General features: G+C 56.0%; 22 protein-coding genes and 1 tRNA gene. 18 read left to right on the forward strand and 5 right to left on the reverse strand.

Going from position 1 to position 24,064, the window contains the following annotated elements:
* Nucleotides 1-226 precede the first annotated feature (226 nt).
* The gene (locus Mal52_RS03275) at nucleotides 227-1,375 is read right to left on the reverse strand and encodes a cysteine desulfurase family protein (RefSeq protein WP_145374305.1); all 1,149 of its coding nucleotides are present in this window, start codon (nucleotides 1,373-1,375) and stop codon (nucleotides 227-229) included.
* Nucleotides 1,376-1,526: 151 nt separating this feature from the next.
* On the opposite strand from Mal52_RS03275, the gene Mal52_RS03280 reads away from it, so the two are divergent.
* Entirely contained in the window at nucleotides 1,527-2,447 is a 921-nt protein-coding gene (locus Mal52_RS03280; protein ID WP_197534633.1) for a peptidyl-alpha-hydroxyglycine alpha-amidating lyase family protein, read from the forward strand.
* A 360-nt stretch (nucleotides 2,448-2,807) separates the two neighbouring features.
* The gene (locus Mal52_RS03285) at nucleotides 2,808-3,233 is read left to right on the forward strand and encodes a hypothetical protein (RefSeq protein WP_145374307.1); all 426 of its coding nucleotides are present in this window, start codon (nucleotides 2,808-2,810) and stop codon (nucleotides 3,231-3,233) included.
* A 304-nt stretch (nucleotides 3,234-3,537) separates the two neighbouring features.
* On the opposite strand, the gene Mal52_RS30330 is transcribed toward Mal52_RS03285, so the two are convergent.
* On the reverse strand, nucleotides 3,538-3,669 hold the full coding sequence (locus Mal52_RS30330) for a hypothetical protein (RefSeq protein ID WP_261343606.1): 132 nt from the start codon (nucleotides 3,667-3,669) through the stop codon (nucleotides 3,538-3,540).
* A 35-nt stretch (nucleotides 3,670-3,704) separates the two neighbouring features.
* Here Mal52_RS30330 and Mal52_RS03290 point away from each other — a divergent pair, with 35 nt between their 5' ends.
* The 12 genes from Mal52_RS03290 to aroB all read left to right on the forward strand — a co-directional run bounded on the left by Mal52_RS03290 (nucleotide 3,705) and on the right by aroB (nucleotide 17,039).
* Entirely contained in the window at nucleotides 3,705-5,048 is a 1,344-nt protein-coding gene (locus Mal52_RS03290) for a Na(+)-translocating NADH-quinone reductase subunit A (protein ID WP_145374308.1), read from the forward strand.
* Nucleotides 5,049-5,051: 3 nt separating this feature from the next.
* The gene (locus Mal52_RS03295; protein WP_145374309.1) at nucleotides 5,052-6,263 is read left to right on the forward strand and encodes an NADH:ubiquinone reductase (Na(+)-transporting) subunit B; all 1,212 of its coding nucleotides are present in this window, start codon (nucleotides 5,052-5,054) and stop codon (nucleotides 6,261-6,263) included.
* Nucleotides 6,253-7,050: a Na(+)-translocating NADH-quinone reductase subunit C gene (locus tag Mal52_RS03300; RefSeq protein ID WP_145374310.1), complete on the forward strand. Its 798-nt coding sequence runs from the start codon at nucleotides 6,253-6,255 to the stop codon at nucleotides 7,048-7,050. The genes Mal52_RS03295 and Mal52_RS03300 overlap by 11 nt, the downstream gene beginning before the upstream one ends.
* Complete coding sequence (locus Mal52_RS03305) at nucleotides 7,040-7,663, forward strand: NADH:ubiquinone reductase (Na(+)-transporting) subunit D (RefSeq protein WP_145374311.1); 624 nt, start codon at nucleotides 7,040-7,042, stop codon at nucleotides 7,661-7,663. Before Mal52_RS03300 ends, Mal52_RS03305 begins: the two co-directional genes overlap by 11 nt.
* 7 nt (nucleotides 7,664-7,670) lie before the next feature.
* Nucleotides 7,671-8,279: an NADH:ubiquinone reductase (Na(+)-transporting) subunit E gene (gene nqrE / locus Mal52_RS03310; RefSeq protein ID WP_145374312.1), complete on the forward strand. Its 609-nt coding sequence runs from the start codon at nucleotides 7,671-7,673 to the stop codon at nucleotides 8,277-8,279.
* 130 nt (nucleotides 8,280-8,409) lie between these two features.
* A complete protein-coding gene (nqrF, locus tag Mal52_RS03315; RefSeq protein ID WP_145380524.1) occupies nucleotides 8,410-9,630 on the forward strand; it encodes an NADH:ubiquinone reductase (Na(+)-transporting) subunit F in 1,221 nt (406 codons plus the stop codon).
* 228 nt (nucleotides 9,631-9,858) lie between these two features.
* Nucleotides 9,859-11,166 (forward strand): FAD:protein FMN transferase, encoded by a 1,308-nt coding sequence (locus Mal52_RS03320; protein WP_197534634.1) that lies wholly within the window; start codon nucleotides 9,859-9,861, stop codon nucleotides 11,164-11,166.
* Nucleotides 11,167-11,417: 251 nt separating this feature from the next.
* The gene (gene lhgO, locus Mal52_RS03325) at nucleotides 11,418-12,614 is read left to right on the forward strand and encodes an L-2-hydroxyglutarate oxidase (RefSeq protein WP_145374313.1); all 1,197 of its coding nucleotides are present in this window, start codon (nucleotides 11,418-11,420) and stop codon (nucleotides 12,612-12,614) included.
* A gap of 23 nt (nucleotides 12,615-12,637) precedes the next feature.
* A complete protein-coding gene (locus Mal52_RS03330) occupies nucleotides 12,638-13,744 on the forward strand; it encodes an Ldh family oxidoreductase (protein WP_145374314.1) in 1,107 nt (368 codons plus the stop codon).
* A gap of 101 nt (nucleotides 13,745-13,845) precedes the next feature.
* Nucleotides 13,846-14,946 carry a DSD1 family PLP-dependent enzyme gene (locus tag Mal52_RS03335; RefSeq protein ID WP_145374315.1) on the forward strand — a complete coding sequence of 367 codons (1,101 nt, stop codon included), beginning with the start codon at nucleotides 13,846-13,848 and terminating at the stop codon, nucleotides 14,944-14,946.
* Nucleotides 14,947-15,056: 110 nt separating this feature from the next.
* Nucleotides 15,057-15,827: a hypothetical protein gene (locus tag Mal52_RS03340; protein WP_231962513.1), complete on the forward strand. Its 771-nt coding sequence runs from the start codon at nucleotides 15,057-15,059 to the stop codon at nucleotides 15,825-15,827.
* A gap of 90 nt (nucleotides 15,828-15,917) precedes the next feature.
* Entirely contained in the window at nucleotides 15,918-17,039 is a 1,122-nt protein-coding gene (aroB, locus tag Mal52_RS03345; protein ID WP_145374316.1) for a 3-dehydroquinate synthase, read from the forward strand.
* On the opposite strand, the gene Mal52_RS03350 is transcribed toward aroB, so the two are convergent.
* A complete protein-coding gene (locus Mal52_RS03350; RefSeq protein ID WP_145374317.1) occupies nucleotides 17,034-19,214 on the reverse strand; it encodes an ABC transporter permease subunit/CPBP intramembrane protease in 2,181 nt (726 codons plus the stop codon). The two genes, aroB and Mal52_RS03350, sit on opposite strands and share 6 nt — an antisense overlap.
* Nucleotides 19,211-19,981 (reverse strand): ABC transporter ATP-binding protein, encoded by a 771-nt coding sequence (locus tag Mal52_RS03355; RefSeq protein WP_145374318.1) that lies wholly within the window; start codon nucleotides 19,979-19,981, stop codon nucleotides 19,211-19,213. The genes Mal52_RS03350 and Mal52_RS03355 overlap by 4 nt, the downstream gene beginning before the upstream one ends.
* A 994-nt stretch (nucleotides 19,982-20,975) precedes the next feature.
* On the opposite strand from Mal52_RS03355, the gene Mal52_RS03360 reads away from it, so the two are divergent.
* From Mal52_RS03360 to Mal52_RS03370, 3 genes are all read left to right on the forward strand, one after another.
* On the forward strand, nucleotides 20,976-21,128 hold the full coding sequence (locus Mal52_RS03360) for a Sec-independent protein translocase subunit TatA/TatB (RefSeq protein ID WP_145374319.1): 153 nt from the start codon (nucleotides 20,976-20,978) through the stop codon (nucleotides 21,126-21,128).
* Between the two features lie 107 nt (nucleotides 21,129-21,235).
* On the forward strand, nucleotides 21,236-21,541 hold the full coding sequence (locus tag Mal52_RS03365) for a Sec-independent protein translocase subunit TatA/TatB (RefSeq protein ID WP_145374320.1): 306 nt from the start codon (nucleotides 21,236-21,238) through the stop codon (nucleotides 21,539-21,541).
* A 139-nt stretch (nucleotides 21,542-21,680) separates the two neighbouring features.
* A tRNA-Val gene (locus tag Mal52_RS03370) sits at nucleotides 21,681-21,753 on the forward strand.
* Between the two features lie 98 nt (nucleotides 21,754-21,851).
* Here Mal52_RS03370 and Mal52_RS03375 read toward each other — a convergent pair.
* Nucleotides 21,852-23,552 (reverse strand): ArnT family glycosyltransferase, encoded by a 1,701-nt coding sequence (locus tag Mal52_RS03375; RefSeq protein ID WP_145374321.1) that lies wholly within the window; start codon nucleotides 23,550-23,552, stop codon nucleotides 21,852-21,854.
* Between the two features lie 232 nt (nucleotides 23,553-23,784).
* Between Mal52_RS03375 and Mal52_RS03380 the strand changes: the two genes are divergently transcribed.
* Complete coding sequence (locus tag Mal52_RS03380; protein ID WP_145374322.1) at nucleotides 23,785-24,021, forward strand: hypothetical protein; 237 nt, start codon at nucleotides 23,785-23,787, stop codon at nucleotides 24,019-24,021.
* Nucleotides 24,022-24,064: the final 43 nt, after the last annotated feature.

Here is a 24,064-nt window from a genome sequence, read left to right on the forward strand (position 1 = left end):
TGGTTTGTTATGGTCGATATTTTCACTTTTCGTGTATTTCGCTTCTTTCGTGGTTCTTTAATTTATTCCGCGAAAGTGAAATTTGCGATTAAGAAAACAAACCACGAAAGAAGCAAAATACACGAAAAGGAATGGTGCGATTCTTAGGGTTCTTAATCGCATTGGCTGCGTGCAAAGAATTTTAGACTCACAGATTGCGTTGTTCGTGGGTTCTTCCGCCGGGGGATTATTCTCGCAAGCGACCGACTGCGTCGGCAACAACCTCAACGGCGCGGTCGATTTCTTCGGTCGTATTGAATCGTCCCAAACCAAATCGCAAACTGGCGCGCGTGAGTGCGTCGCTGACTCCCATCGCCCGCAGGACGTGGCTCGGTTGCGGATCGGCGGACGTGCAGGCCGATCCGGAACTGACGGCAATCTCCCGCATGCTATTCATCAGCGCATCGCCTTCGACGCCGTCAAAGCTCACATTCAGGTTTCCCGGCAAGCGTTGTTCCGGATGGCCGTTTAAGGTGAGCCCGTCGAGCCGGTCTTGCAATCCTGTCCACAATCGCTCGCGCAATTCCAACAGCCGCGCCGCTTCGTCGACCATCGTTTCACCACACAGTTCACACGCTCTGCCAAGTCCCACGATCAACGGCACCGGCAACGTGCCGCTGCGCAAATGCCGCTCATGGCCGCCGCCATCGAGCTGCGGTTCCAGCTTGATCCGCGGAGAACCGTGCCGCACAAATAACACGCCGATGCCCTTGGGCCCGTAGATTTTGTGTCCGGACAGGCTTAGCAAATCGATCGGTGTCGTCGATAGGTCAAGCGGCAACTTGCCCGCGCTCTGCGCCGCATCGGTGTGGAAGTGAACCCCACGTTCACGGCACAACGCGGCGATTTCAGCGATGTCGTTGAGCGTCCCCACTTCGTTATTGGCCGACATGATCGAAACAAGCACCGTGTTGGGCCGCAGCGACTCGGCGATTTGTTGCGGATCGACCATACCATATTGATCGACCGGAAGCACCGTCACTTCGTAGTCGCTGCGGGAGAGACGTTTGGCCGGATCGAGCACCGCTTTGTGTTCGGCGGCGGCGGTGATCAAATGACTCCCCGGCGGTGCGGCGTGCAAGACGCCCTTTAAGGCGAGGTTGTTCGCTTCGGTGGCGCCGCTGGTGAAAATCACGTTCCGCGCGTCAGTGTTGAACAGCTCAGCGATCTTACCCCGCGCCGCCTCAACAGCGTCCCCGGCATCCCAGCCAAAACGATGGCTGATGCTGGCAGCGTTTCCGTAAATCTCGGAAAAATACGGCAACATCGCATCCAACACGCGGGGGTCGACGCGCGTGGTGGCATGGTTGTCCAGATAAATCGGAGTGGCAGTCATGTGAGGTCTTGTTCAGCATGGCAACGGATCAAGAATCTATTGTCCTGCGCCGCGCTACGGGAATCAATGCGGCTGGTTGTCGGATTCTTGTCGTTCGTGGTAGGCTGACAACAGATTGACCTCTCTCATTCCGCTTAGGAGCATGGCTGTCGTGAGTCTCTACCGATCAACCATTAAAGCCGTCATGGCATTTGCCGTTTTGGCCTGCATCTCCACGCTGGCTGCTGCTGACGAACCGCGAATTGATTTTACCGCCGTGTTGGATGCGATTGAGGTTCCCGACGATATCGAACTGGGGAAATGCTCCGGCGTCGGTGTCGACAAGCAAGGTCGTATTTTTCTACTACATCGCGGCAAGCGGCCGGTTTTGAGCTTCGATAAAACGGGCAAGTTCCTGCGTGCGTTTGGTGACGATTACGTGGCCACCGGGCATGGGTTGAAAGTCGATCAACAAGGGCATGTGTGGGTGACCTGCACCGAGCAGCATATGGTTTACAAATTCAATGGCGACGGCAAATTGCTGTTAGCCCTGGGGCAAATCGACAAACCGGGCACGGGCAGCGATCCGCCGCAATTCGATCAACCGACCGACGTCGCTATCGGCCCCCAGGGCGAGATCTACGTCGCCGATGGTTACGGGAACAGCCGGATGGTCAAGTTTTCCCCTGAGGGAAAATTTCTGGCAACGTGGGGACAAGCGGGCGAACAACCGGGGCAGTTTCATGCTCCGCACCAAGTGGTCGTCGATTCCGACGGTCAGGTGATCGTCGCTGATCGTGACAACAATCGCCTGCAGGTTTTTGACGGAAACGGAAAATTCCTCAAAGCCTATCCCGTGAAGACGGCCTTCGGCGTGGCGCTGGATCGCGACGGCGTGCTGTTTGCCTGTAGCGGGGACAAGATTCACCAACTCAACAAATCGGGCAGCGTGGTTAAGTCGTGGGGCGAAGAAGGTAGCGGCCCGCTGGAGTTCGGCATCGGCCATCAAATCGCCATCGACCGCGCGGGGAATCTTTATGTCGCCGAAGTAGGTAGCAAACGTCTACAGAAACTAAGGCGGCACAGCCGCTAGGTGCGAGCTTCCGCTCGGAGTTGAATAGGCCGCTCCCGTTGGTCGCTGCGCCTTTTTAAACCGGTCTCCGGGAGGGCAAGGCCGAGCCACGCACTATCAAGTGGCGATGCGTGGTCTAGCATGACACCGTCTAGTCAATGGGGATTAGAATGAGGCAACAACGGTAACTAGGCGATCACGACTGTTACAGACCGAGATAGCACCCAGTAGTGATCGATCCGAGTTTTCAGGATTTTCCCTTGCCTTCCAGTAGATAGAGACAGAGGATGACGACAGTGTACTGTGACGAATAGGGTCAGCGTTTCTTTCTTCGGCACAACTTGTCATTCAGCTCCCATTCTACGGACACAATCGTTCGCAATGAAAACCACTCCAACACTCAGCATGCTGATATTCGTTGGCTTGCTGGTGATAGCCGCGTTTTATGTGTTTCAATTTCGCAATACTTCGCACCTGCCAAGCATTGTCAATCAGCCAAGTCCAGATGAGCCATTTGTGTGGCCTGCCAATACCACACTTGAAGCGACCGAAGAGATTATCGTTATCCTTCCCGGTGACATTGTTGCAGACAACGAGACCATCGGTTCGGTAATACAGACATCAAGTCCAGACACGCGAATTGCCTTTGATCCGCCCGATGGTTCTCCAGCATTCCGATCAATTTCGCTGTGGCTGATGCCTGGGGTACGGCTAAAACTTACCAAAACGGCTAACGTCCGATTTCAAACGCCAGACGGTCAATCTGGAACAGGCGAGTCCTACATGAAAGTTGTAAGAGACCCGTAATCGCTGTCTTTTTCTAATGGTCTCTCCTGAGGCCCATTTATAACTCGCCACCTGCACCTTGCCTCGCCTCTAGTAGGAAAACGAAATTCCGCATTTTTTGCCCGCAGGCCCTCCCAGTCTTGGCGGTAACTTCCAACATGCTCCTTTTAGCGGCTTGTTATTTCTCAATTCTGGGAAAGGCTCGTATTCCCTTTCAGGGCTGCTGGAAAACAGCATTGGGGGAGGGCTAGAATGCATCGCGGGTCGGTAACTTGGCTGTGACGATTGACGGCTGGCATGCATGCGTTAAAAATAGCCCGGCAGGCTATGTTTCGCGGCGGCAATCGTCCAGGTTCCGCAACGGCCCGCTCCGGTCGCCGATAACTGCGGACGTCCGCGTCCACAGCGTTGCTTGAACGGTTGCCGGGCATTCAATGCGTTTTTTGTATTTACTCACGCTCCTTACTCTCCATATAGAAATGCTCGGTTGAGATGATCAGAATTAAGAAGGGCCTGAACCTTCCGATTTCCGGTGATCCCGTGCAGGAAGTGCAATCCGGTCCGGTGGTGCGATCTGTGGCACTGGTCGGCGATGACTACGTTGGCATGAAACCAACGATGCACGTTGAAGAAGGCGACTCGGTGAAGGTCGGGCAGGTCCTGTTCACCGATAAGAAAACCAAAGGTGTGCAATACACATCTCCAGGTTGCGGAAAAGTCGTCGCTCTCAATCGGGGTGAAAAACGGGTCTTTCAATCGCTGGTGATCGAACTCTCCGGCGACGACCAGGTGGAATTCGCCTCCTACAGCGATGGTGATATCGCTGGGCTGAGCTGCGAGCAGGTGGTCGAAAACCTAGTCGCCTCAGGGCTGTGGACGGCATTGCGGACGCGGCCGTACAGCAAAGTCCCGTCGCCCGAATCCGTTCCGCACGCGATTTTCGTCAACGCCATGGATACGAATCCGCTGGCGGCAGATCCCGTGGTCGTCCTACAAGGTCAAGAAGGGGATTTTCGTCACGGTCTGGCGATTGTGGAGAAACTGACCGATGGCAAGGTCTTTTTGAGTAAGTCCCCTGGATCAGCGATTCCGACCGATGGCGTGAGCGGCATCGAAGTGACGGAATTCCGCGGGCCGCATCCGGCTGGTCTCGTCGGCACGCACATTCACATGCTCGATCCAGTCAACCCGCAGAAAACGGTGTGGCATCTGGGCTATCAAGACGTGGCAGCCATCGGGAAATTGTTTGTGACCGGTCGATTGCCGCTGGAGCGAGTGATTTCACTGGCCGGTCCGGCGGTCAAGCAACCGCGGTTGCTGCGAACGCGATTGGGCGCCAATCTTGCGGATTTGACAGCGGGCGAGTTGGTCGACGGTGACAATCGTGTGATTTCCGGTTCGGTGCTCAATGGTCGTGCGGCGCAAGAGCCGTTTGACTATTTGGGGCGATTTCACCTGCAAGTCTCGGCGCTGCCGGAAGGCAACCAGCGTGAGTTTCTGGGCTGGCAAAAACCGGGGTTTGACAAATTCAGTATTAAGAATGTGTTCGCTTCAGCCATGGACCGGTCGAAGAAGTTCGCATTTAGCACATCCACCGAAGGCAGCAAACGGGCTATGATCCCGATCGGCATGTATGAGGAAGTGTTGCCGCTCGATACCGAGCCGACCTTTTTGCTACGGGCCTTAATCGTGGGTGATACCGATCAGGCGCAAGCTCTGGGTTGTTTGGAGTTGGATGAAGAAGACGTCGCCTTGTGCACGTTTGTCTGTCCTGGCAAATATGACTATGGGCCGATCCTGCGCGAAAACCTGACACAGATCGAGAAATTCGGATAACAGATGAAGCCCTTGCGACGTTTTCTAGATCGTTTGCATCCCCTGTTCGACAAAGGGGGCAAATTTGAAAAATGGTTTCCGCTCTATGAAGCAGCGGACACGTTTTTGTATACGCCGGGCGAAGTCACGCACGGACGGACGCACGTTCGTGACGGCATGGACCTAAAGCGCATGCTCGGCACGGTCGCATTTGCGTTGGTGCCCTGCATGCTGATGGCCATGTACAACACTGGCTATCAAGCCAATGCCTACATGATGCAACAAGGCATCGAATCCACGGCGGGTTGGCGGGGCAGCGTGATCGACGCCTTGGGCGTGGGTTATCACCCAGACAATATCATCGCCGACTTTGTGCATGGCGCACTCTATTTCCTTCCCGTGCTGATCGTCTGTTTCGCGGTGGGCGGGTTTTGGGAAATGCTGTTCGCCACGGTGCGGAAGCATGAAATCAACGAAGGCTTTCTGGTCACCGGCATCTTGTTTCCGTTGACATTGCCTCCCACGATTCCGCTCTGGCAAGTCGCGGTGGGGATTACCTTTGCTGTGATATTTGCCAAAGAGGTTTTTGGCGGCACGGGCAAGAACTTTCTGAATCCCGCCTTGGCGGCTCGGGCATTTTTGTACTTCGCCTATGCCACCGACATGACGGGTAGTACGATTTGGACGGCGGTCGATGGTTTCAGTGGGGCGACCCCGTTGGGGCTGGTGCAGACCGACGGCATGCAAGCTTTGAATGTTTCCTGGTCCTCCGCATTTTTGGGGACGATGCAAGGCTCGATGGGTGAAACCTCGGTGTTGTGTTGCCTGGTCGGAGCGGCGATTTTGGTTGCCACCGGTGTCGGTTCCTGGCGAATCATGCTCAGCGTGCTGGTCAGTTCGCTGGTGTTTTCGACGTTGCTTTGGGCGTTCGCCGGGGAGGACCCCGCTAACAAAATGCTCACCATGCCGCCGCATTGGCATCTGGTTGTCGGTGGGTTGGCATTTGGCCTGGTCTTTATGGCGACCGATCCGGTTTCGGCATCCATGACCGAAACGGGCAAATACATCTACGGCGCATTGATTGGATTTATGACCATCTTGATTCGCGTGCTCAATCCCGCCTTTCCCGAGGGTATCATGCTGGCAATTTTGTTCGGCAACGTGTTCGCACCGTTGATCGACTTTTGCGTCGTTCAGCTGACGATCAAAAGGAGGGCTCTCCGCCATGCAGCGTAACTCATTCGTGTTTACGTTTTTAGTTGCTACGGTGTTGTGCGTCGTCTGTTCGGCGATCGTCTCCACGGCTGCGGTGATTTTGCAGCCGCGACAAGAGCGCAATAAAGAATTGGACCGCAAATCCAACATTCTCCGCGTTGCCGGATTGCTGGGTGCTGACGAGGCCGGCGATGGCGCGAAAATCGACGAGCTTTTCAAGCAAATCGAAACCAAAATTGTGAACCTCGAAACCGGGGAATATGTCACTGATGTAGACGTCGATTCATTCGACCAACGCGCCGCCGCGGATGACCCTGAGCAGAGTGTTACCATTCCTCCTGAAGAAGATGTCGCCAGCCTGAAACGACGAGAAAAGCTATCTGCCGTCTATTTGTTGAATGAAGATGGCAAACTGAAAACACTCATTTTGCCGGTCTACACCAAGGGGTTGTGGTCGACAATGTACGGGTTTTTGGCCTTCGAAGGTGATTTGCGAACCATCAAAGGACTTGGGTTTTATCAACATGGTGAGACCCCGGGACTGGGTGGCGAAGTCGACAATCCCAAATGGAAAGAACAGTGGGAAGGCAAATTGGCCTACGACGATGATGGCGAGATCGCGCTGCACTTGATCAAGGGGACCGTTGATCCGAGTAGTCCCGATGCTGCCTACGAAATCGACGGACTGTCGGGGGCGACAATCACCTCGCGGGGTGTGACGAATCTGGTAGACTACTGGCTGGGGCCCGATGGATTTGGGCCCTACCTCGAAAAAATGAAGTCGGGCGGAGGAAACGATGGCAAGTAAAACCAAAGACATCCTGTTCGATCCGCTGTTTAAGAAAAACCCGATCGGCAAATTGGTGCTGGGGATTTGTTCGGCACTAGCGGTCACGACGAATCTCAAAACTACGGTCACGATGTGCTTGGCAGTGATTTTCGTCACCGCCTGCTCCAACACCGCCGTGAGCATGATCCGCAACTACATCCCGTCAGCCATCCGCATCATCGTGCAGATGACGATCATTGCCTCGTTGGTGATCGTCGTGGATCAGTTTTTGCAGGCTTATGCGTATGGCACCAGCAAAGCCCTATCGGTGTTCGTGGGGCTGATCATTACCAACTGCATTGTGATGGGCCGTGCGGAAGGTTTTGCCATGAGTCATACGCCGTGGACCAGTTTTCTGGACGGGGTCGGGAATGGTCTTGGGTACAGCGTGATCCTCCTATTCGTCGGCGCGTTTCGCGAGTTGTTTGGCTCCGGCTCGTTGTTCGGGTATACGATTTTGGCGAAGACGACCGACGGGGGTTGGTATCCAACCAATGGCTTGATGCTGTTGTCCCCCAGCGCGTTCTTTTTAATCGGGTTATTTATTTGGGCGGTCCGGACTTGGGATCCCAGCCAGAACGAGGAGGCGTAGATCCGCGATGGACTATATTAGCCTTTTACTGAGGTCGGCATTTACCGAAAACTTGGCACTCTCCTTTTTCCTGGGAATGTGCACGTTTCTTGCTGTTTCGAAAGATGTCAAAACCGCTTGGGGACTGAGCATGGCGGTCGTCGCCATCCAGACCATTACCGTCCCGGCCAACAATTTGATCCTCACCTATCTACTCAAACCGGGTGCCCTCTCCTGGACGGGAATCTCCGGTTTGGAAAATGTCGACCTGACGTTTTTAGGTTTGATTAGTTATATCGGCGTCATTGCTGCCATGGTGCAGATCCTGGAAATGCTCCTCGATCGCTTTATGCCTGCGCTCTATAATGCCTTGGGAATTTTTCTTCCGCTGATTACCGTGAACTGTGCCATTTTGGGCGGCTCGTTGTTTATGGTCGAACGGGACTATAATTTCCCCCAAAGCGTGGTGTTCGGCTTCGGTTCCGGAACAGGCTGGGCAATCGCGATTTTGGCTTTGGCCGGCATTCGCGAAAAACTCAAGTACAGCGATATCCCGCACGGACTGCGCGGTCTGGGAATCACCTTCATTACCGCTGGGCTGATGGCAATGGCATTTATGGCGTTTTCAGGAATTTAAAATTTAACGGCAAGCGGCGAACTCAGGCCGCCGATTTCGCAAGGTGGGAAGAAACGGCTTAGGGTTGTTTGCATAAAGCATCTGCACTTCCCGCTCGCCACAGCGATAAAAACGGACCGAACTCATGGATATGACAATTCTCTACGGCGTCGGCATGTTCACCGCCATTGTATTAGCGCTGGTCCTGATTATTCTCATTGCCCGCAAAGGCTTGGTGGCCAGCGGCAATGTTGACATTGTCGTCAACAACGAACGCACCTTGTCGGTTCCCGCCGGCGGAAAACTGCTCAACGTTCTGGCTGACAGCAAGATTTTTGTGTCTTCGGCCTGCGGCGGCGGCGGTACGTGCGCGCAGTGCAAAGTGCTGATCGAATCGGGTGGCGGCGATATTCTCAAAACCGAAGAAGCGCACATCACCAAGCGCGAAGCGGCCGAAGGTTGCCGGTTGAGTTGTCAGGTTGCCGTCAAACGGGACATGAAAATTGAAGTCCCCCCCGAAGTCTTCGGCGTGAAACAATGGCGGTGCAAGGTCCGCAGCAACGAAAACGTGGCCACCTTTATTAAGGAATTGGTCCTGGAACTCCCCGAAGGCGAGGATGTCGGTTTTCGCGCCGGGGGTTATATTCAAATCGAATGCCCGCCGCACCATCTGAAATACAGCGAATTTGACGTCGAAGAGGAATATCGTCCCGATTGGGACAAATTCAACCTGTGGCGGTTTGAGTCGTCGGTCGACGAAACCGTCACACGGGCCTACTCCATGGCCAACTATCCCGAAGAAAAAGGGATCATCATGCTCAACGTGCGGGTCGCCAGCCCGCCGCCCCGCGCTCCGGAAGGGACGCCGCCGGGGAAAATGTCCTCCTACATCTTCAACCTGAAACCGGGTGATGAAGTCACCATCTCAGGTCCCTTCGGCGAGTTTTTTGCCAAGGAGACCGACGCCGAAATGGTCTTCATTGGTGGGGGAGCCGGTATGGCTCCCATGCGGTCGCATCTGTTTGACCTGTTCAAACGTGTGCATACCAAACGCAAAGTCAGCTTCTGGTATGGTGCCCGCAGTTTGCGGGAAATGTTCTACGTCGAAGATTTCGACATGCTGGCGCGCGAGAACGACAACTTCGAGTGGCACGCTGCCCTGTCTGAGCCGTTGCCCGAAGACAATTGGACCGGCTACACCGGCTTCATTCATCAAGTGCTCTACGAGAACTACCTCAAAGATCATCCCGCCCCGGAAGATTGCGAATACTACATCTGCGGCCCCCCCATGATGAACGCAGCCATCTTTAAGTTGTTGGACGATCTGGGCGTCGAAAAAGAAAACATCCTGTACGACGACTTCGGGGGTTGAGGTTTTTAGCGCCAAGCCCCAAACCCACGTGGCACCTGGTTCCCAAACTCCGTTTGGGAACCTATTTGACCGAAGCTCTGCTTCGGTGCGGCACGCGAATCGTCGATAGCTCTGGGGGCGAGCGAAGCGGAGCTTCGCCAAAGTGCGTTCCCAAATGGAATTTGGGAACGAGTGAAGAACCAATAGGAGTGGTGACACTACTCAATATCAACCCGTTCGTGTGCATCCGTGGCTAACCAACATTTCCCCAAGCAGTGTCTTGTCAGCTGGTTATTCAGTTGGGCGGCGATATTTGCAATCGGGGGATGCGGGGCACCGGCCGTCGAGTCGCTCTCGCTGACCGGTGAGACGATGGGGACGACGTACTCGATCACCATTGCCGACCCGCCACCAGAATTAGACGCTGCCGCTCTGCAGACCTCCGTCGATGCCGCGTTGGAGACCGTGAACAATCAAATGTCGACTTGGCGGCCCGACTCGGAATTGTCTCGATTCAACGCCGCTCAGACGACCGAGTGGGTTCCGGTATCCCCGGAATTGGCCAAAGTTGTCGCCGCAGCGCAGCAGATCAGCGAACAGACCGACGGTGCGTTTGATGTAACCGTCGGGCCGCTGGTGCAATTGTGGGGCTTTGACAGCAACGGTCGGCCGGACAAGGTTCCCACGCAGGAACAAATCGACGCTGCCCGTGTTCGTTGCGGTTATACCCAATTAGAAGTCCGCAGCAGTCCGCCGGCTTTGCGGAAAACACGAGCCGACGTTTCGGTGAACCTCTCCGCCATCGCCAAGGGATACGGCGTGGACTGTATGGCTCAGTTGTTGCGTGACGCGGGAGTCGCGCGGTTTCTCGTCGAAATTGGCGGGGAAGTTCGCACGCGCGGGAAAAACGCAAGCGGCCGCGATTGGAACATTGCCATCGAAGCCCCGCAAGCGGGACTGTTACACGAAGTCTATCGCGTGGTCGCCCCGGGCGAGCGCGGAATGGCGACATCGGGGGACTATCGCAATTTCTACGAGCAAGACGGCAAGGTCTATTCACACACAATCAACCCCCAAACCGGTCGGCCGATTGAATCGAAACTGGCTTCGGCCACGGTCTTGGCCGACGACTGTATGACGGCCGATGCCTGGGCGACTGCTGTAATGGTTTTAGGACCTGAGCGGGGCATGGAATTGGCAGGCCAACACAATTTGCCGGCAATGCTGATCGTCCGCGCCGAGAACGATCAATTCCGTCAGGTCGCAAACGCAAAGATCGAGGCTTTGTTTCGCGACCCCGCGGCGGCTCCGGCGGGAACATCACGGATGACCTTGTTTTTGGTTGCGCTGACCGCTTTCGGTTTGGCACTGATCGGCATGTCGATTGGCGTGATGATTAGCGGTCGCCGAATCAAAGGTTCCTGCGGTGGCCTGAACAACGCAATGGACGAAGGGGGCCGTTCGATTTGTGACGTCTGTACCACGCCGCCGGAGGAATGCGACCGCGTTCGTGCTGCCGTGGCGGAAGGGGCAGATCAACACGGAGGCACGGAGTGAGAAGGCTGTAGGCTTTAGACTGTAGGCCTTAGTGTCAAGCTTACTTGTTCCCAATCTCTGTTTGGGAACCCTCAATCCCGAAGCTTCGCTTCGGTCCGCGCCCGGTAGACAGCCGATGGAACCTTGGAAAGGAAAGCGAAGCGGAGCTTCGCTACAATGCGTTCCCAAACAGAGTTTGGGAACGAGTGACAGTTTACTCGCGGCACGTGCGGTAATTTGACGCGAACATCACTTGGATAGACCAACTGCAGATGCAACAAACCGACGTCGCAATCATCGGAGGGGGGATCGTCGGGTTGGCGACCGCTTATCGTTTGGGTGAACAATTCCCCGATCTGAAGATCACGGTGCTCGAAAAAGAACCCGCTGTCGCCGAACATCAGACGGGGCACAACTCCGGGGTGCTGCATACCGGCATCTACTACAAACCGGGCTCACTCAAAGCGACCAACTGCCGCGCCGGAAAATTGGCGATGCAGTCGTTTTGTGAGACTCAGGGAATCGATTACGACATCTGTGGCAAGGTAATCGTAGCGCTCGACGAGTCCGAATTGCCGGCGCTGCAGCGGATTTACGAACGAGGCCAAGCCAACGGCGTCAATTGCGAAATCATCGGCCGCGAACGCTTGCATGAACTCGAGCCACACGCCGCCGGCATCCAAGCGATTCATGTTCCCGAAGCGGGAATTGTCAATTATCGCCAAGTTTGCCGACGATTGGCAGAGATCATTGTCGAGCGGGGCGGATGCGTGCAGACCGATGCGCGGGTCACGGCGATCACACCGGGCGATCAGCGGGTCGTTGTCGCCAGCACGGCTGGCGAATGGGAGACGCAGTATCTCGTCAATTGTGCAGGACTGCAGTGCGATCGTGTTGCTAAATTGGGAGGCCAAAAACCTTCGGCACAAATTGTGCCGTTTCGCGGCGAGTATTATGAACTCAAGCCCGAAGCGCATCACTTGTGCAAGACGTTGATCTACCCGGTCCCCGACCCCAGCTTTCCATTTTTGGGAGTGCATTTTACGCGGATGATCGAAGGGGGCGTCGAGTGCGGCCCCAACGCCGTGTTGGCCTTTGCCCGTGAGGGGTATCGTAAAACGAACGTCAATCCGTATGATCTGCTGGAGTCGTTGACGTATCCGGGTTTCGTGAAATTGGCGCTGAAATATTGGCGGGTCGGTGCGGGAGAAATGTGGCGGTCCTGCAGTAAAGCTGCATTCGTCAAAGCGCTGCAGCGGCTCGTTCCGGACATTTGCAGCGAGCATCTGGTAACCGCCCCCGCCGGCGTCCGCGCGCAAGCCGTGTCCCGCGACGGCAGTATGGTGGATGATTTTTTGATCGACGAAACCGAGCGAATAATCAACATCGGCAACGCCCCCTCGCCGGCGGCAACGGCGTCGCTGAATATTGGAGCAATGATTACTGAGAAACTGGCAGCGCGGTTTTGAATCGAATCCAGAAGATGGATGGCATGGCAGAAAAACCTCAAACGTGCACATTTTCGCACGAGTACCTCGAAGACTTTACCGCGAACGTCTTCGTGCATTTCGGTATCCCACAGGCCGATGCGCGGCAGGCGGCGCTGGTGCTGTCGGCGAGTGATTTGCGGGGGATTGAGTCGCATGGGGTGGCGCGGCTGTTGGCCTATGTCGAACTGCTCAAGGAGGGCTTAATCAATCCGCGGCCGAATTTGAAAATCCTCCGCGAGACCCCCAGTACCGCTGCCATTGATGCCGACAACGGTTTGGGACTGGTGATTGGGCCGCGTGCGAATGAGATTGCCATGGAAAAAGCCGAGGCGGTTGGCAGCGGCTGGGTGACGGTCAACCACACCAATCATTTCGGCATCGCCGGTTATTATCCGCTGCAGGCGCTCGAGCGGGATTTGATCGGCTGGGCGATGACCAATAGCTCGCGGATGGTCGCCCCGCTGTGGGGAGCGGAGCGGATGTTGGGGACCAACCCAATCGCGATTGCGTTTCCTGGTGACGAGGAACCCCCCATTGTCATTGATCTGGCCACCAGTGCCGTCGCCTTCGGCAAGATCGAAATGGCTGACCGCAAGCAACAGGAGTTGCCGCTCGGTTGGGCGATCGACAAAACAGGAGTGGAGACCAGCTCCCCAGCGGCAATGATGGAGGGCGGGGCGTTGCTGCCGGTGGGTTCGAACCGAGATCGGGGCGGACACAAGGGGTATTGCCTGTCGGCGATGGTCGACATTCTGACCGGCGTGTTGGGAGGCGCGAATTGGGGGCCGTTTGCGCCGCAATTTGTGATGCGGCACCGTGTCGCTGAGCGGGATCGGACCGTCGGCAAGGGACTGGGGCATTTCTTTGGGGCGATGCAGATTGCCGGTTTCATGGATCCGGCCGAGTTCAAAACGCGGGTGGACGATTGGATTCGCACCTTTCGAGCGACCAAACCGGCGCCCGGCAGCGACGGCGTGTTGATACCCGGCGACCCGGAGCGCGCATCAGAGGCGGAACGGAGGGAACATGGCATCCCGTTGGTGATGCCCGTGGTCGAGGACTTGCGCCAAGTCGCGCGGATTTCCGGCGTCCCGTTTGAAGCCGAGTGACTTGTGACATCGCAGGGGGCGTCGCTACGATCGAGGCAACTGACACCCACGGCCCACCCCGAAATTGTGCCTACCCCGATATCCAACCTGAGGAAACAGACGTGTCCCAACATATTTTCGGTGCTGACAAATTCTCTCTCGATACTCCCATTCTCTGCATCGATTTGGACGTCATGGAGTCCAACATCGAGAAGATGGCCCGCTATTGCCGCGAGCATGGCGTGGACTGGCGACCGCATTCGAAATGCCATAAAACGCCGGCGATTGCCATGCGGCAAATCGAAGCAGGCGCGATCGGCACGACTTGCCCGAAAACGTCCGAAGCTGAGGTCATGGCCCAGGGGGGCGTGCGGGATATTTTGATTGCCAATATGGTGGTCGGCGAACGCAAACTCGAACGGATCGCCGCCATGCGGCGCTGGGCCGATCCGATTGTGGCTTGCGATCATTATGCGCAAGTCGAGCCGTTGGCCGCGGTCTGTCGGCGGCGAGGAGTCACGGTCCGCGTGCTGATTGAAGTCAATATCGGTCTGGATCGCGTCGGGATTCGCCCCGGTAGCGACACGCTGGCACTAGCCCAGGCGATCGATAAGCTCGAAGGAGTCGAATTGGCCGGAATCATGGGCTACGAAGGGCACCTACTCACGATTTCGGACTTGTCTGAGAAGGAAGAAAAAATCCGCACGGCGATGAAGGTACTGGTCGGTTGTGCCGAATCGATTCGCGCCGGCGGGATCGCTTGTGACATCGTCAGCGCAGGCGGGACCGGATCGTTTCACATCACCGCGCAGTGCCCGGGCATTACGGAGCTGCAAGCGGGCGGCGGAATTTTCATGGATCCGTTTTACCGCAATACCTGCCAAGTGAAGGACCTGGAGTATGCGTTGACGGTGTTGGCCACGGTAGTCAGCCGTCCGCAATTGGATCGCGCGGTCTTGGACTGTGGACGCAAGACGATGAACCCCGACATCCATATGCCGGTGCTCGCCGGCGATCATGATGCGGAGGTTGTGCGGCTCAGTGCCGAGCATTGTGAACTGAAACTCGGTGACAAATCACGGGGGCTACAAATTGGCGACAAGGTGGAACTGGTCGTGGGTTACGGCGATTTTACGACCGTCCTGCACGATGAGTTCTTCGGGTTCCGCAAGAATCAACTGGAAACCGTTTGGCCGATTTTGGGGCGTGGCAAACTGCAATAAGGTTGCCGGTTATTTTGTCAGGGGCCGATGGCATTGTTATACTCAGGGTAGCCACAAAGCACGCGTGGCTTGTACACATAACGCGTCTGTTTGCGGGAGGAACGTTTGCGATGAGTCGATACACACTGGCGGGAATGCTGTTGATTGGTTTTTTGGGCGGACAGGTCGCCACGGCGGAGGAGGATCCTCAAGCGGCGGAAAAATCGAAACAGGCGGTCGCTGAGATTAAAAAAATGGGCGGCCACGTGATGGAACTGGCCCAGGACGATGATCGGTTGGAAATCGCCTATCACTTGATCGGTGAAAAAGCGACCGATGAGTCGTTGGCGCCGCTGCCGAACGTGCAAAAGCTGGTGCACTTGAACCTGCGGGGCACAAAAATCACCGACGCTGGATTGGCACAGCTCTCCAAGCTGACCGGACTGACACGGCTGCATTTGGAAAGAACAGCGATCACCGATGCCGGTCTGCCGCACATCAAAGGGCTGGCGAATCTGGAATACCTGAATCTCTACGGCACCGGTGTCACCGATGTGGGTCTGGAACAGCTCAAGGAGATGAAGAAGCTCAAAAAGTTGTACCTGTGGGAAACCAAAGTCACCGACGCCGGAGCCGCCTCGCTGCAAGCCGCGCTGCCGGAATTGAAAATCAACCGCGGTGTCGAGTTGGTGGTCAAAGTCGAAGAGAAAAAGGAAGAACCCAAAGAGGGCGAAGCCAAACCGAAAGAGAAAAAAGACAAGAAGGACAAAGACAAGAAGCCCGAAGAGAAAAAAGAAGCTGAGAAAAAAGAGCCAGAGAAGAAACCCGAAGAGAAGAAACCAGAAGAGAAAAAGCCTGAGGAAAAGAAACCGGACGACAAAAAACCGGAAGAGAAAAAGTAAAGCAATTACCAACCTACAAGTCCCGTTCACGGGACTTTCCCCGCCGCAGGCGGGTATTAGCCCCGCCGTTTACGGCGGGGGAGAGACGCAGTGAACCCCAAGACCGACTCACAGACCGTCCGCGTTAAACTCGGGCCGCGCAGTTACGATATCGACATCGCCAGCGATCAGTTGGCAGCCTGCGCGCGCTCCGTGGAGCGCTGGGCGCAGGACCGCGAAGTTTCTGCCCGGCAGGCGTTCATTGTCACCGATGCCAACGTCCACAAACCGCACGCCGCCGCTGTGATGCAGAGTCTGCAGGATGCCAATTGGGAAACGCACCTCGCCAAGGTACCGGCAGGAGAAACATCGAAGTCGTTGACCGTGGTTGCGGGGTTATACGATCAACTTGTCGACATCCAAGCCGGGCGGCAGACGTTGGTGATTGCCGTGGGCGGCGGAGTCGTCGGTGACTTGGCCGGGTTCGTCGCTGCCACCTATACCCGCGGCGTGCCGTTTGTGCAGGTTCCGACCACACTGTTGGCGCAGGTCGATAGTTCCGTGGGCGGCAAGGTCGGTATCAATCATGCACAGGGCAAAAACCTGATTGGCGCCTTTCATCAACCGCTGGGTGTATTCATCGATACGTCACTGCTCGATACGCTGCCCGAACGGGATTATCGCAGCGGATTGGCGGAGGTCATTAAGTACGGCGTAATTCTCGACGAGGAGTTTTTCGCCTATTTGGAGCAAAACGTTGAGGGGCTGAATCAGCGGGCGCCCGAGGTCTTGCGGCACGTGATTGCCCGCAGCTGTGAACTCAAAGCCCAGGTGGTCGCCGCCGATGAATACGAGCGGACCGGTCTCCGCGCGGTGCTCAACTACGGACATACGTTCGCGCATGCCTACGAGGCGTTGTGCGGGTATGGGGAATTGACTCACGGCGAAGCGGTGGCGATCGGCATGGTCGATGCCGCCCAATTGGCCGAATGGCGCGGTCAAGTCGACGGATCGTTGGCCCAACGTCAGATCGCGCTCACCGAAGCGGTCGGGCTGCCGACGCGGCTTCCCGAAGGCTGTGAGCTGAAACAGGATGACGTGATCGCGCGGATGAAACTCGATAAAAAAACTGTCGCCGGACAATTGCGGTTTGTGCTGCCCACGCGATTGGGGCATGTCGAGGTCTTCACCGATGTCGACGAAGCAGACGTGCGCCGCGTGTTGTCCTCATGACGTTTCGAGGGCAACCGTCTCAGATTCGCGCGGAGGGGGTGAGGCAAACAACTGCACGAGTGCGAATCCGATAATCGCCACAGCACCCGCACCAATCAACCACGAGGCGGGCAGGTGTTGCCGGTCCTGGAATTGCGGAAAACGAGCCTCCAGCTGGCGGGCATAGTGCGCCATGATCAACAGAAAACCGTTGTGACAGGTGTGCATCACAATGCCGGGCCAGATGCTATCGGTTTTGTATCGCATCCAACCCAGGATGATCCCCAGTATCGTGCTATTCGCCAGTCGCTCCATCGATAGCGCGCCTTGCGTTACAAAATGAAACAGTCCGAAGATAATCGCCGTCGCCAAGATCGTCTGTACCGCCGTCGTGCGCGGGCGGATGGCGTTATACAAGTAGCCGCGAAAACAGAATTCCTCGAACGTCGCCGGAATCACGGCATAGGCTAGGACCAACAGTACCGGGGGAATCGCCTGCACCTGCTCGATGATCCGCTTTGCCGTTTCCTGAAATCGATCATCCAGTTGAAACGTGTTGGTCATCAATGTGAATTCATGCGCGAACGGCCACAGCGAAAGCCCAAGCAACATGCCACCCACAATGGTGACCAGTTGGGGACGCCACAGAGAAAACCCAGCAATCAACCGCACCCGCCCCAAATAAGCCGCCGCCAGTGGAAACAGACCGAACAAAAATCCAGTCGCTCCGGCTGACAATAAGACACGAGTCGCCACTGGTAATTCCTCAGCCCGAGCAGTCAGACTGCTGATGATGAAGTAGGCCGGAAACAGGCACGCCAGACAAAACATGGCGTTGGTGAGCGTCGGTGCGCCGGTCGGTTCGTCGGGACGCCTGAGGAAATCAGACCAACTCCCTTGCGTGCTGTAGAGCACACCCTCGGCACCGAAAATTTTTCCGGCAATCGCAATGGCCACCAGCGAATAGATACTGGTCGAGACCACGACCGCCACCAAACTAGTCAGCTCCACATTGGATTGCATCAAGTCGCGGCCCAACAAAACGATGTTGATCAACGGCAATACGGCCAAGGTGCCGGTCAGTTCCAACCCAGGCATGAGGCTCATCACGCCCGGTGCCAGGGATAACAGCATCAGCGGAATCAAATAGGCCTGCGCCTCCTTAAAGCTGCGGGCAAAGCTGGTCAGCGCCAACAGCACCGCTGAAAAGAACATGGCGAACAGCACCAACAGGCAAAACACCTGAATCATCATTTGCGGCGTCAATCCGTTGCCACCTAATAATTTCTCTCCCAGTCCGCTCACACTGATCGTAACGGCCATCATCGCCAAATTGACCGAGGCGGTTAGCATAGCGACCGTCATCACTGCGATGTACTTGGCGATCAGTAGACCCATTCGCGGAATCGGTGCCGCGATCAAAATCTCTAAAGTTCCTCGTTCGCGTTCGCCAGCGGTCAGGTCGATGGCCGGATAGACGGCGCCGGTGATTGTCATCAGAATCAAAATCAACGGAATCACGCTGGTCAAGGAGACAGCGGCTACATCGGCGTCGGTATCCAATTCCTCGATTTGCGTTTGGACAGGCACTGCGCGTTGGTCGACGCCCAACTGTTCCAATCGTTGCTGGAGAAACTCTTTGTTTGCGATGTCGACCGCCTTACGAATGATCTGCGCTGCCTCGTAACCGTTGGCCGAAGTGCTGTCGTAGATCAACTCACAACGCGCGGCGAGGGCATGTTCGGGACCGATGCCGCCGGGGGATTCGATCTCGAAATCTAGACCGAGATCAACTTGCCCATTTTGGATAGCCGCGCGCAAATCGGGCGCCTGGAAGTATTTGAATTTGGGTTTGTCGGGTTGCGGGGCCGTCGAATCGTCAGCCTTTAAATCCTGCGACGGCGCATACCGCGCGAAGAAATTCGTCATCTCAGCGTATTGCTGGTCACCTTTTATTCCGATGGTGTAGACGGGCTGTTGGAAATCACCGGCGCGGGACAAAAAGAATTGCTGAAACGCGATGCTCAGTAGCGGATAGACCAGGACCGGCATCAGTACCAGCGTGATGATTGTACGCCGGTCGCGGAGGATTTCCCGCAGTTCCTTGGCTGCCAAACGTCCCAAGCGTCGCCAACGATTGAGCACGCCGGTCGACGCTGAGTATAAGGGTTGTTCGTGGTCCGGTGTCGGGGTCATGCGGGGGCTTCTCCGAACGAGGCTGCCAGTGCGGGGCCGCTGCCCGACAATTTGAGAAACATATCGACCAACGATTCGCAGCCAGTTCGTTCCCGCAATTCCTGCAGGGTTCCTTCGCTCACAATATTGCCGTGATGCATCAACCCAAAGCGGTCGCAGACCCGTTCGGCTTCGTGCAACCGGTGCGTGCAAAGAATCACCGCTTTGCCTTCGTCGCGGAGATGTTCAATAAACTCGACGACGACCTGGCTGCCGAAGACGTCCAGTCCCAACGTCGGTTCATCCAACAACAAAACCGGCGGACGATGGATCAACGCCCGCGCCAGATTCACACGTTGCTTTTGCCCGGTGCTCAAGGTAGAGCAACGTTGGTCGAGGAATCCTTGGAACCCGAGTAGCTCACTGAGCCGGACCAGTTCCTGCTTTGCTTCGGGAACGGGGACGCCATAAACGTCGGCGAAAAATAGCAGCATTTCCCGGACGGTCAACCACTGATAGACCCCCGCATTGGCTGCCACCAAACCGACGCGGCGCTTCACTTCGTCGGGAGCGTCGCGGGAACGATATCCGCCAATCGCCGCCCAGCCGGAGGTCGATTGCAATAACCCCAGCAGCATGCGGATGGTCGTGGTTTTGCCCGCCCCATTCGGCCCCAGCAGGCCATACACTTCTCCAGCCGCCACGGAAAAAGAAATCCCGTTGACCGCCGTGAGAGGCTCTCCGCCGGGGAGTGAAAACTCTTTAAACAATCTGTGGACTTCAATCATGGTCCGCCCGATTTGGAAGTGTCCGATAAATGCCGCTGCCCATGACTACAAATTCCTCAATCATGCCGTGAATTCTCGTTCGGCGGACGAGCGGTGTACGCCGGTTGAGAGCCGCCCCAACACAATGGCTGCGACGGCAGATCTCTGAGATCGCCACAATCAAAAACCAACACCCACGGCACAGCCTTCGGCCGCAACCACAGAATCTTAACCACGAAAAAGACGAAACACACGAAAAAGGAGCTAAGTTTTTCCATCCAAATTTTTGATTTGAGTTCTACTTCAGCGCCGCAAGTCTTTGTTGTTTTCTCAGCATTTATTTGGTGTTCTTCGCTGCTTTCGTGGTTTATCCGTTTCGGGCAAACCGAAAATTTGCGAGTGGCGCAAAGATGTTAGACGTTATTGGGATAGTAGTAGTACGGTACGGCGACAATACCGGTGCGGCAAGTCTGAATCCAGGTTACGGCTGTTGACCGGTGGCACAGGGTGGGCCAATTGTTGACATCGGTCGCGACCCGGGTACAATAACTGTTGATATTCCTCTCCGCTCCTCCTACCTGCTTCCACAAGGCGGGCAAACCGAGTGGACATCCCACAGTACCGTACCATTGTGTTTTCGGTGGTCGGGGTGTTCGCTGCCGTTTTTGTCGAATCTCTCCCCCCACTTGCAGAGCACACTTTCACTGGCACTGAGTCCGTGTGATTGTGCGTAATCTGCCGGTATTAACCTCTGGGCTTGGAATAACCGGTCTCGATTGTTGCCGTGGAGTGACCTCGGCGACGCGTTAGTTGGAATAATCAACGCGCCATATGGCGGTTTGTTGTCCTAGACGCGAATCGGGATTGGAATCGTCATTAGTACTCGCCATAATGGAAGGCGAGGTGGTTCAGCCGGGTATTGTGTCAGCCCAAGGACGTGCTGTCGACTTGGTGACCTTTGCCAGCGGATGCCGATGCGAATCGGTCAATCCCCCAATTGAGAAGGACTACCGATATGTCGTTTGGCCCTTACGAAATGATCATTATCGCTGTCGTGGCCCTGTTGTTATTTGGCAAACGGCTACCGACAGCAATGCGATCCGTGGGTGAGAGTATTTCAGAGTTCAAAAAGGGAATCAGCACAGCTACGGACGATGCGACGAAGTGAGTGAGTTGGCGGTTTCCACAACAGTAAAACATTCGGTGTGGCGTAGGCGGTGTGAAGCATGCCCCCGCCCCCATACGGCCACAACAATACATTTGGGAGAAGATTTCATGCACACTCCAATTTTGGCCTTTTTTTCGCCTGGCCCAACGGAAATGATTATTATCGGCGGAATCGCCTTGTTGCTGTTCGGCAAGCGGTTGCCCGAAGTGGCCCGCAGTATGGGCAAGGGGATTGTCGAATTCAAAAAAGGTGTCAGCGGGATCGAAGACGAAGTCGATAAGGCGACGTACTCCACGTCCACCCCGAGTTCGTCCCCGCGTCCTATCGCCAATGATGAGGCGGAGCCGGTGACCTCACCCAAATTCGAGCCGCCCGTCGCCGAACCGACCGACGTCAATTCCGAATCGGTTTGAAATCTCTCGGTGGACAACGGTCTGCGTTGGGTGAGCGCGGAGCGAGCGGCGCTGCTTTTTGATAGGGCGCCGCGTCGCATTCGTTCGCAGGGGGCTGCTTGAACTTCCCGCTGCCAGCCGATAAGATCGTGAGCTTCCCGGGCGGCTAACTCAGTGGTTAGAGTGCTATCTTCACACGGTAGAAGTCACTGGTTCGAATCCAGTGCCGCCCACTTGGCCGACAGTGCGCCCCGTCGCACACGGCCGCTTGCCCCTGCCATCGCGGGGGTTTTTTCATGCGCGGTTCGATTGCCTGACAGCGGTGCTGTCTTCAATGCACGCCGGGCGCATCGAAGGCGGTGCGGATTTTTCGCCCCTGGGCGGCTTGGGGTTTGGGAACGAATTCGTACAGGTCGACGTAACAATTGTGCTTGAATTCTTTGTCCTTGTGCAGCACTTGAAACGGATACTGTTCGTGGGCCAACAGCTCGTACGACTCTTGCATTTTCGCCAACCAAGCGTCGAAACCCTCCTGGTCGAAGTGCCAACGGGCGTCGCGGAACATGGCGCAGCGGAGCGGGTGGTCGGCTGAAACCCGGGTGAGATCGGGAGGCTGGCCCGCCTTGTGTCGCTGGGAATAAATTTTTTGATTGCACAAGTACAACGACGACACACTCCCCTCGAAGGTGGAGGGTGAAAAATCCAAATTCAAATCGGTCTTCAGGCAGACCAATTCCGCATCATAGGCCTTGTTGAACCAAAACCATTGTGCGAAACCGCGGGTTCGCAAGATGTCGCGCGTTTTGTACGGTCGGAAAAAATCACGCATCATCGACCCGCCGCCGATTAACGTCAGCCCGACCAGCACCGTCAGTACGACCTTACGGCTGGGGAACCGTTTGGTGAACCATGCCGCAATACATGCCGCACCCAGGCCGGTCAAAAAGCAGAAGGCTGTTCCGGAGTAGAGGGTGAACCGCACGCCGCCGCCAAAGGGATACCGCTGCATGCCGGCTGCAACCAGATTCAATCCCAGCGGGGCAAGAAACAAGATCGCCAAATCCACGCGGCGATTGCTCCACAGGCAGACGACCGCGATCAGGCAGCACAAAACCGTGCCGGAACTTCCGCCGCGCATGCTGCCGACAGGAAATGGCGCAACCTCGCCCGTGAGCATGTAGACAAACCAATGCAGCGTATGCAGCGGATTATCTAAAGGCGGAAAGGCCCGCTCCCAGCATTCGCGCATGCCTTGCAAGTCCGCCGTCGCCATCTGCCGCAGAGCGATTTGTAGCCCCACAAAACTGCCCAACAACAGCACGTTCCACACCAGATAAGCAGGAACCTGTTTCCACTCGCGGTGATGATACAACGACCAACCCACCGCTAAGCTGAGTCCGCCGGAAACAAAAACGGAGGGCAGCGAGAACCACAGCAGCGAGCAGGAAGCAGCGGCCAGAATGCCCAACCACTTCAGGCTTCGTCCTCGTTGGTACCATTCCACATACAATGCCGCCAGCACCATACCTACGAATAAGTCGCAACCATACGGTTTGGCCTCAGCCGAATAACGCACTGCTGGATAGGCGACCGCATACATGGCCACGCAAAACAGATAGGCGATGCCGCTGGTCAGTCGGGATGCCAAATGCCGGAAGACAAACAGGCCGGCAATTCCCGTGATGAGCGAAAAGAGCCGCAACGAGTATTCGTTGAAGCCGAGCAATTTGACGATCGTTAGTTGAATCCACAGATATCCAGGCGGCGCGACCTGATGAAAGGCGAGCGGTTTGGTCAGCATCTCAAGGTAGCCGTGGTCCAGATAACTGGCGGCAAGATAGGCCTCATCGGGCCACAAGGGAACGCAGAGCAGAAACCGCAAACTGCGGGCCGCGATGCCGAGGAAGATAAATCCCCAAACCCAACGTTCGAGATGGGCAAGCGGTTGCAGGTTGAACCGTTGGTATTCCAAGTAGGGCAGAGGCGAAGCCACGCTGGCAGACGGCGTCTGTGTGGGGATCGATGTCGGCATCCTGCCTCCTTAGGTCAAATCCTTTTGAGCGGTGCAGAGGTCTCCGTCCGCTAGGACGCGGGAGTTTAGTGAATTTCGGCCAAGCGTTACAAGATGGAAATCATGCTGCGAATGAGGCGGATGGAATGGGTGTCTGGGGCCGATTCCTCGAATCTTCACAATTCGGCAGGCTGATTTTCCTTGGGGGAAATTCCTGTTTCTTGATATAGCAATTTGTACTATTTTCCCGCACATGAAACATTGGAAACGATACCTGGGCATCTTTTTGGTCGTCTATGTCTTGAGCATCGGGCCGGTTTACGGCTTGGCTCTTCGACAGGAAGCCTATCCGGCTGCGCTCGATGAACCGACAGGCAAGGCGCTGACGATCTGTTATTTCCCCGTCGACACGGTCGCCGATGCAGTGCCGTTGGTTGGTATCTCGTTGCGGCGGTATCAGATGCTGTGGTTTCGCATCTTCTCCCGCTAGGACGATTTGCGCACGTGCTGATTTTAATGTCCGGCCGATCGCA

The organism is Symmachiella dynata (assembly GCF_007747995.1).
Taxonomy (GTDB): Bacteria; Planctomycetota; Planctomycetia; order Planctomycetales; family Planctomycetaceae; genus Symmachiella; species Symmachiella dynata.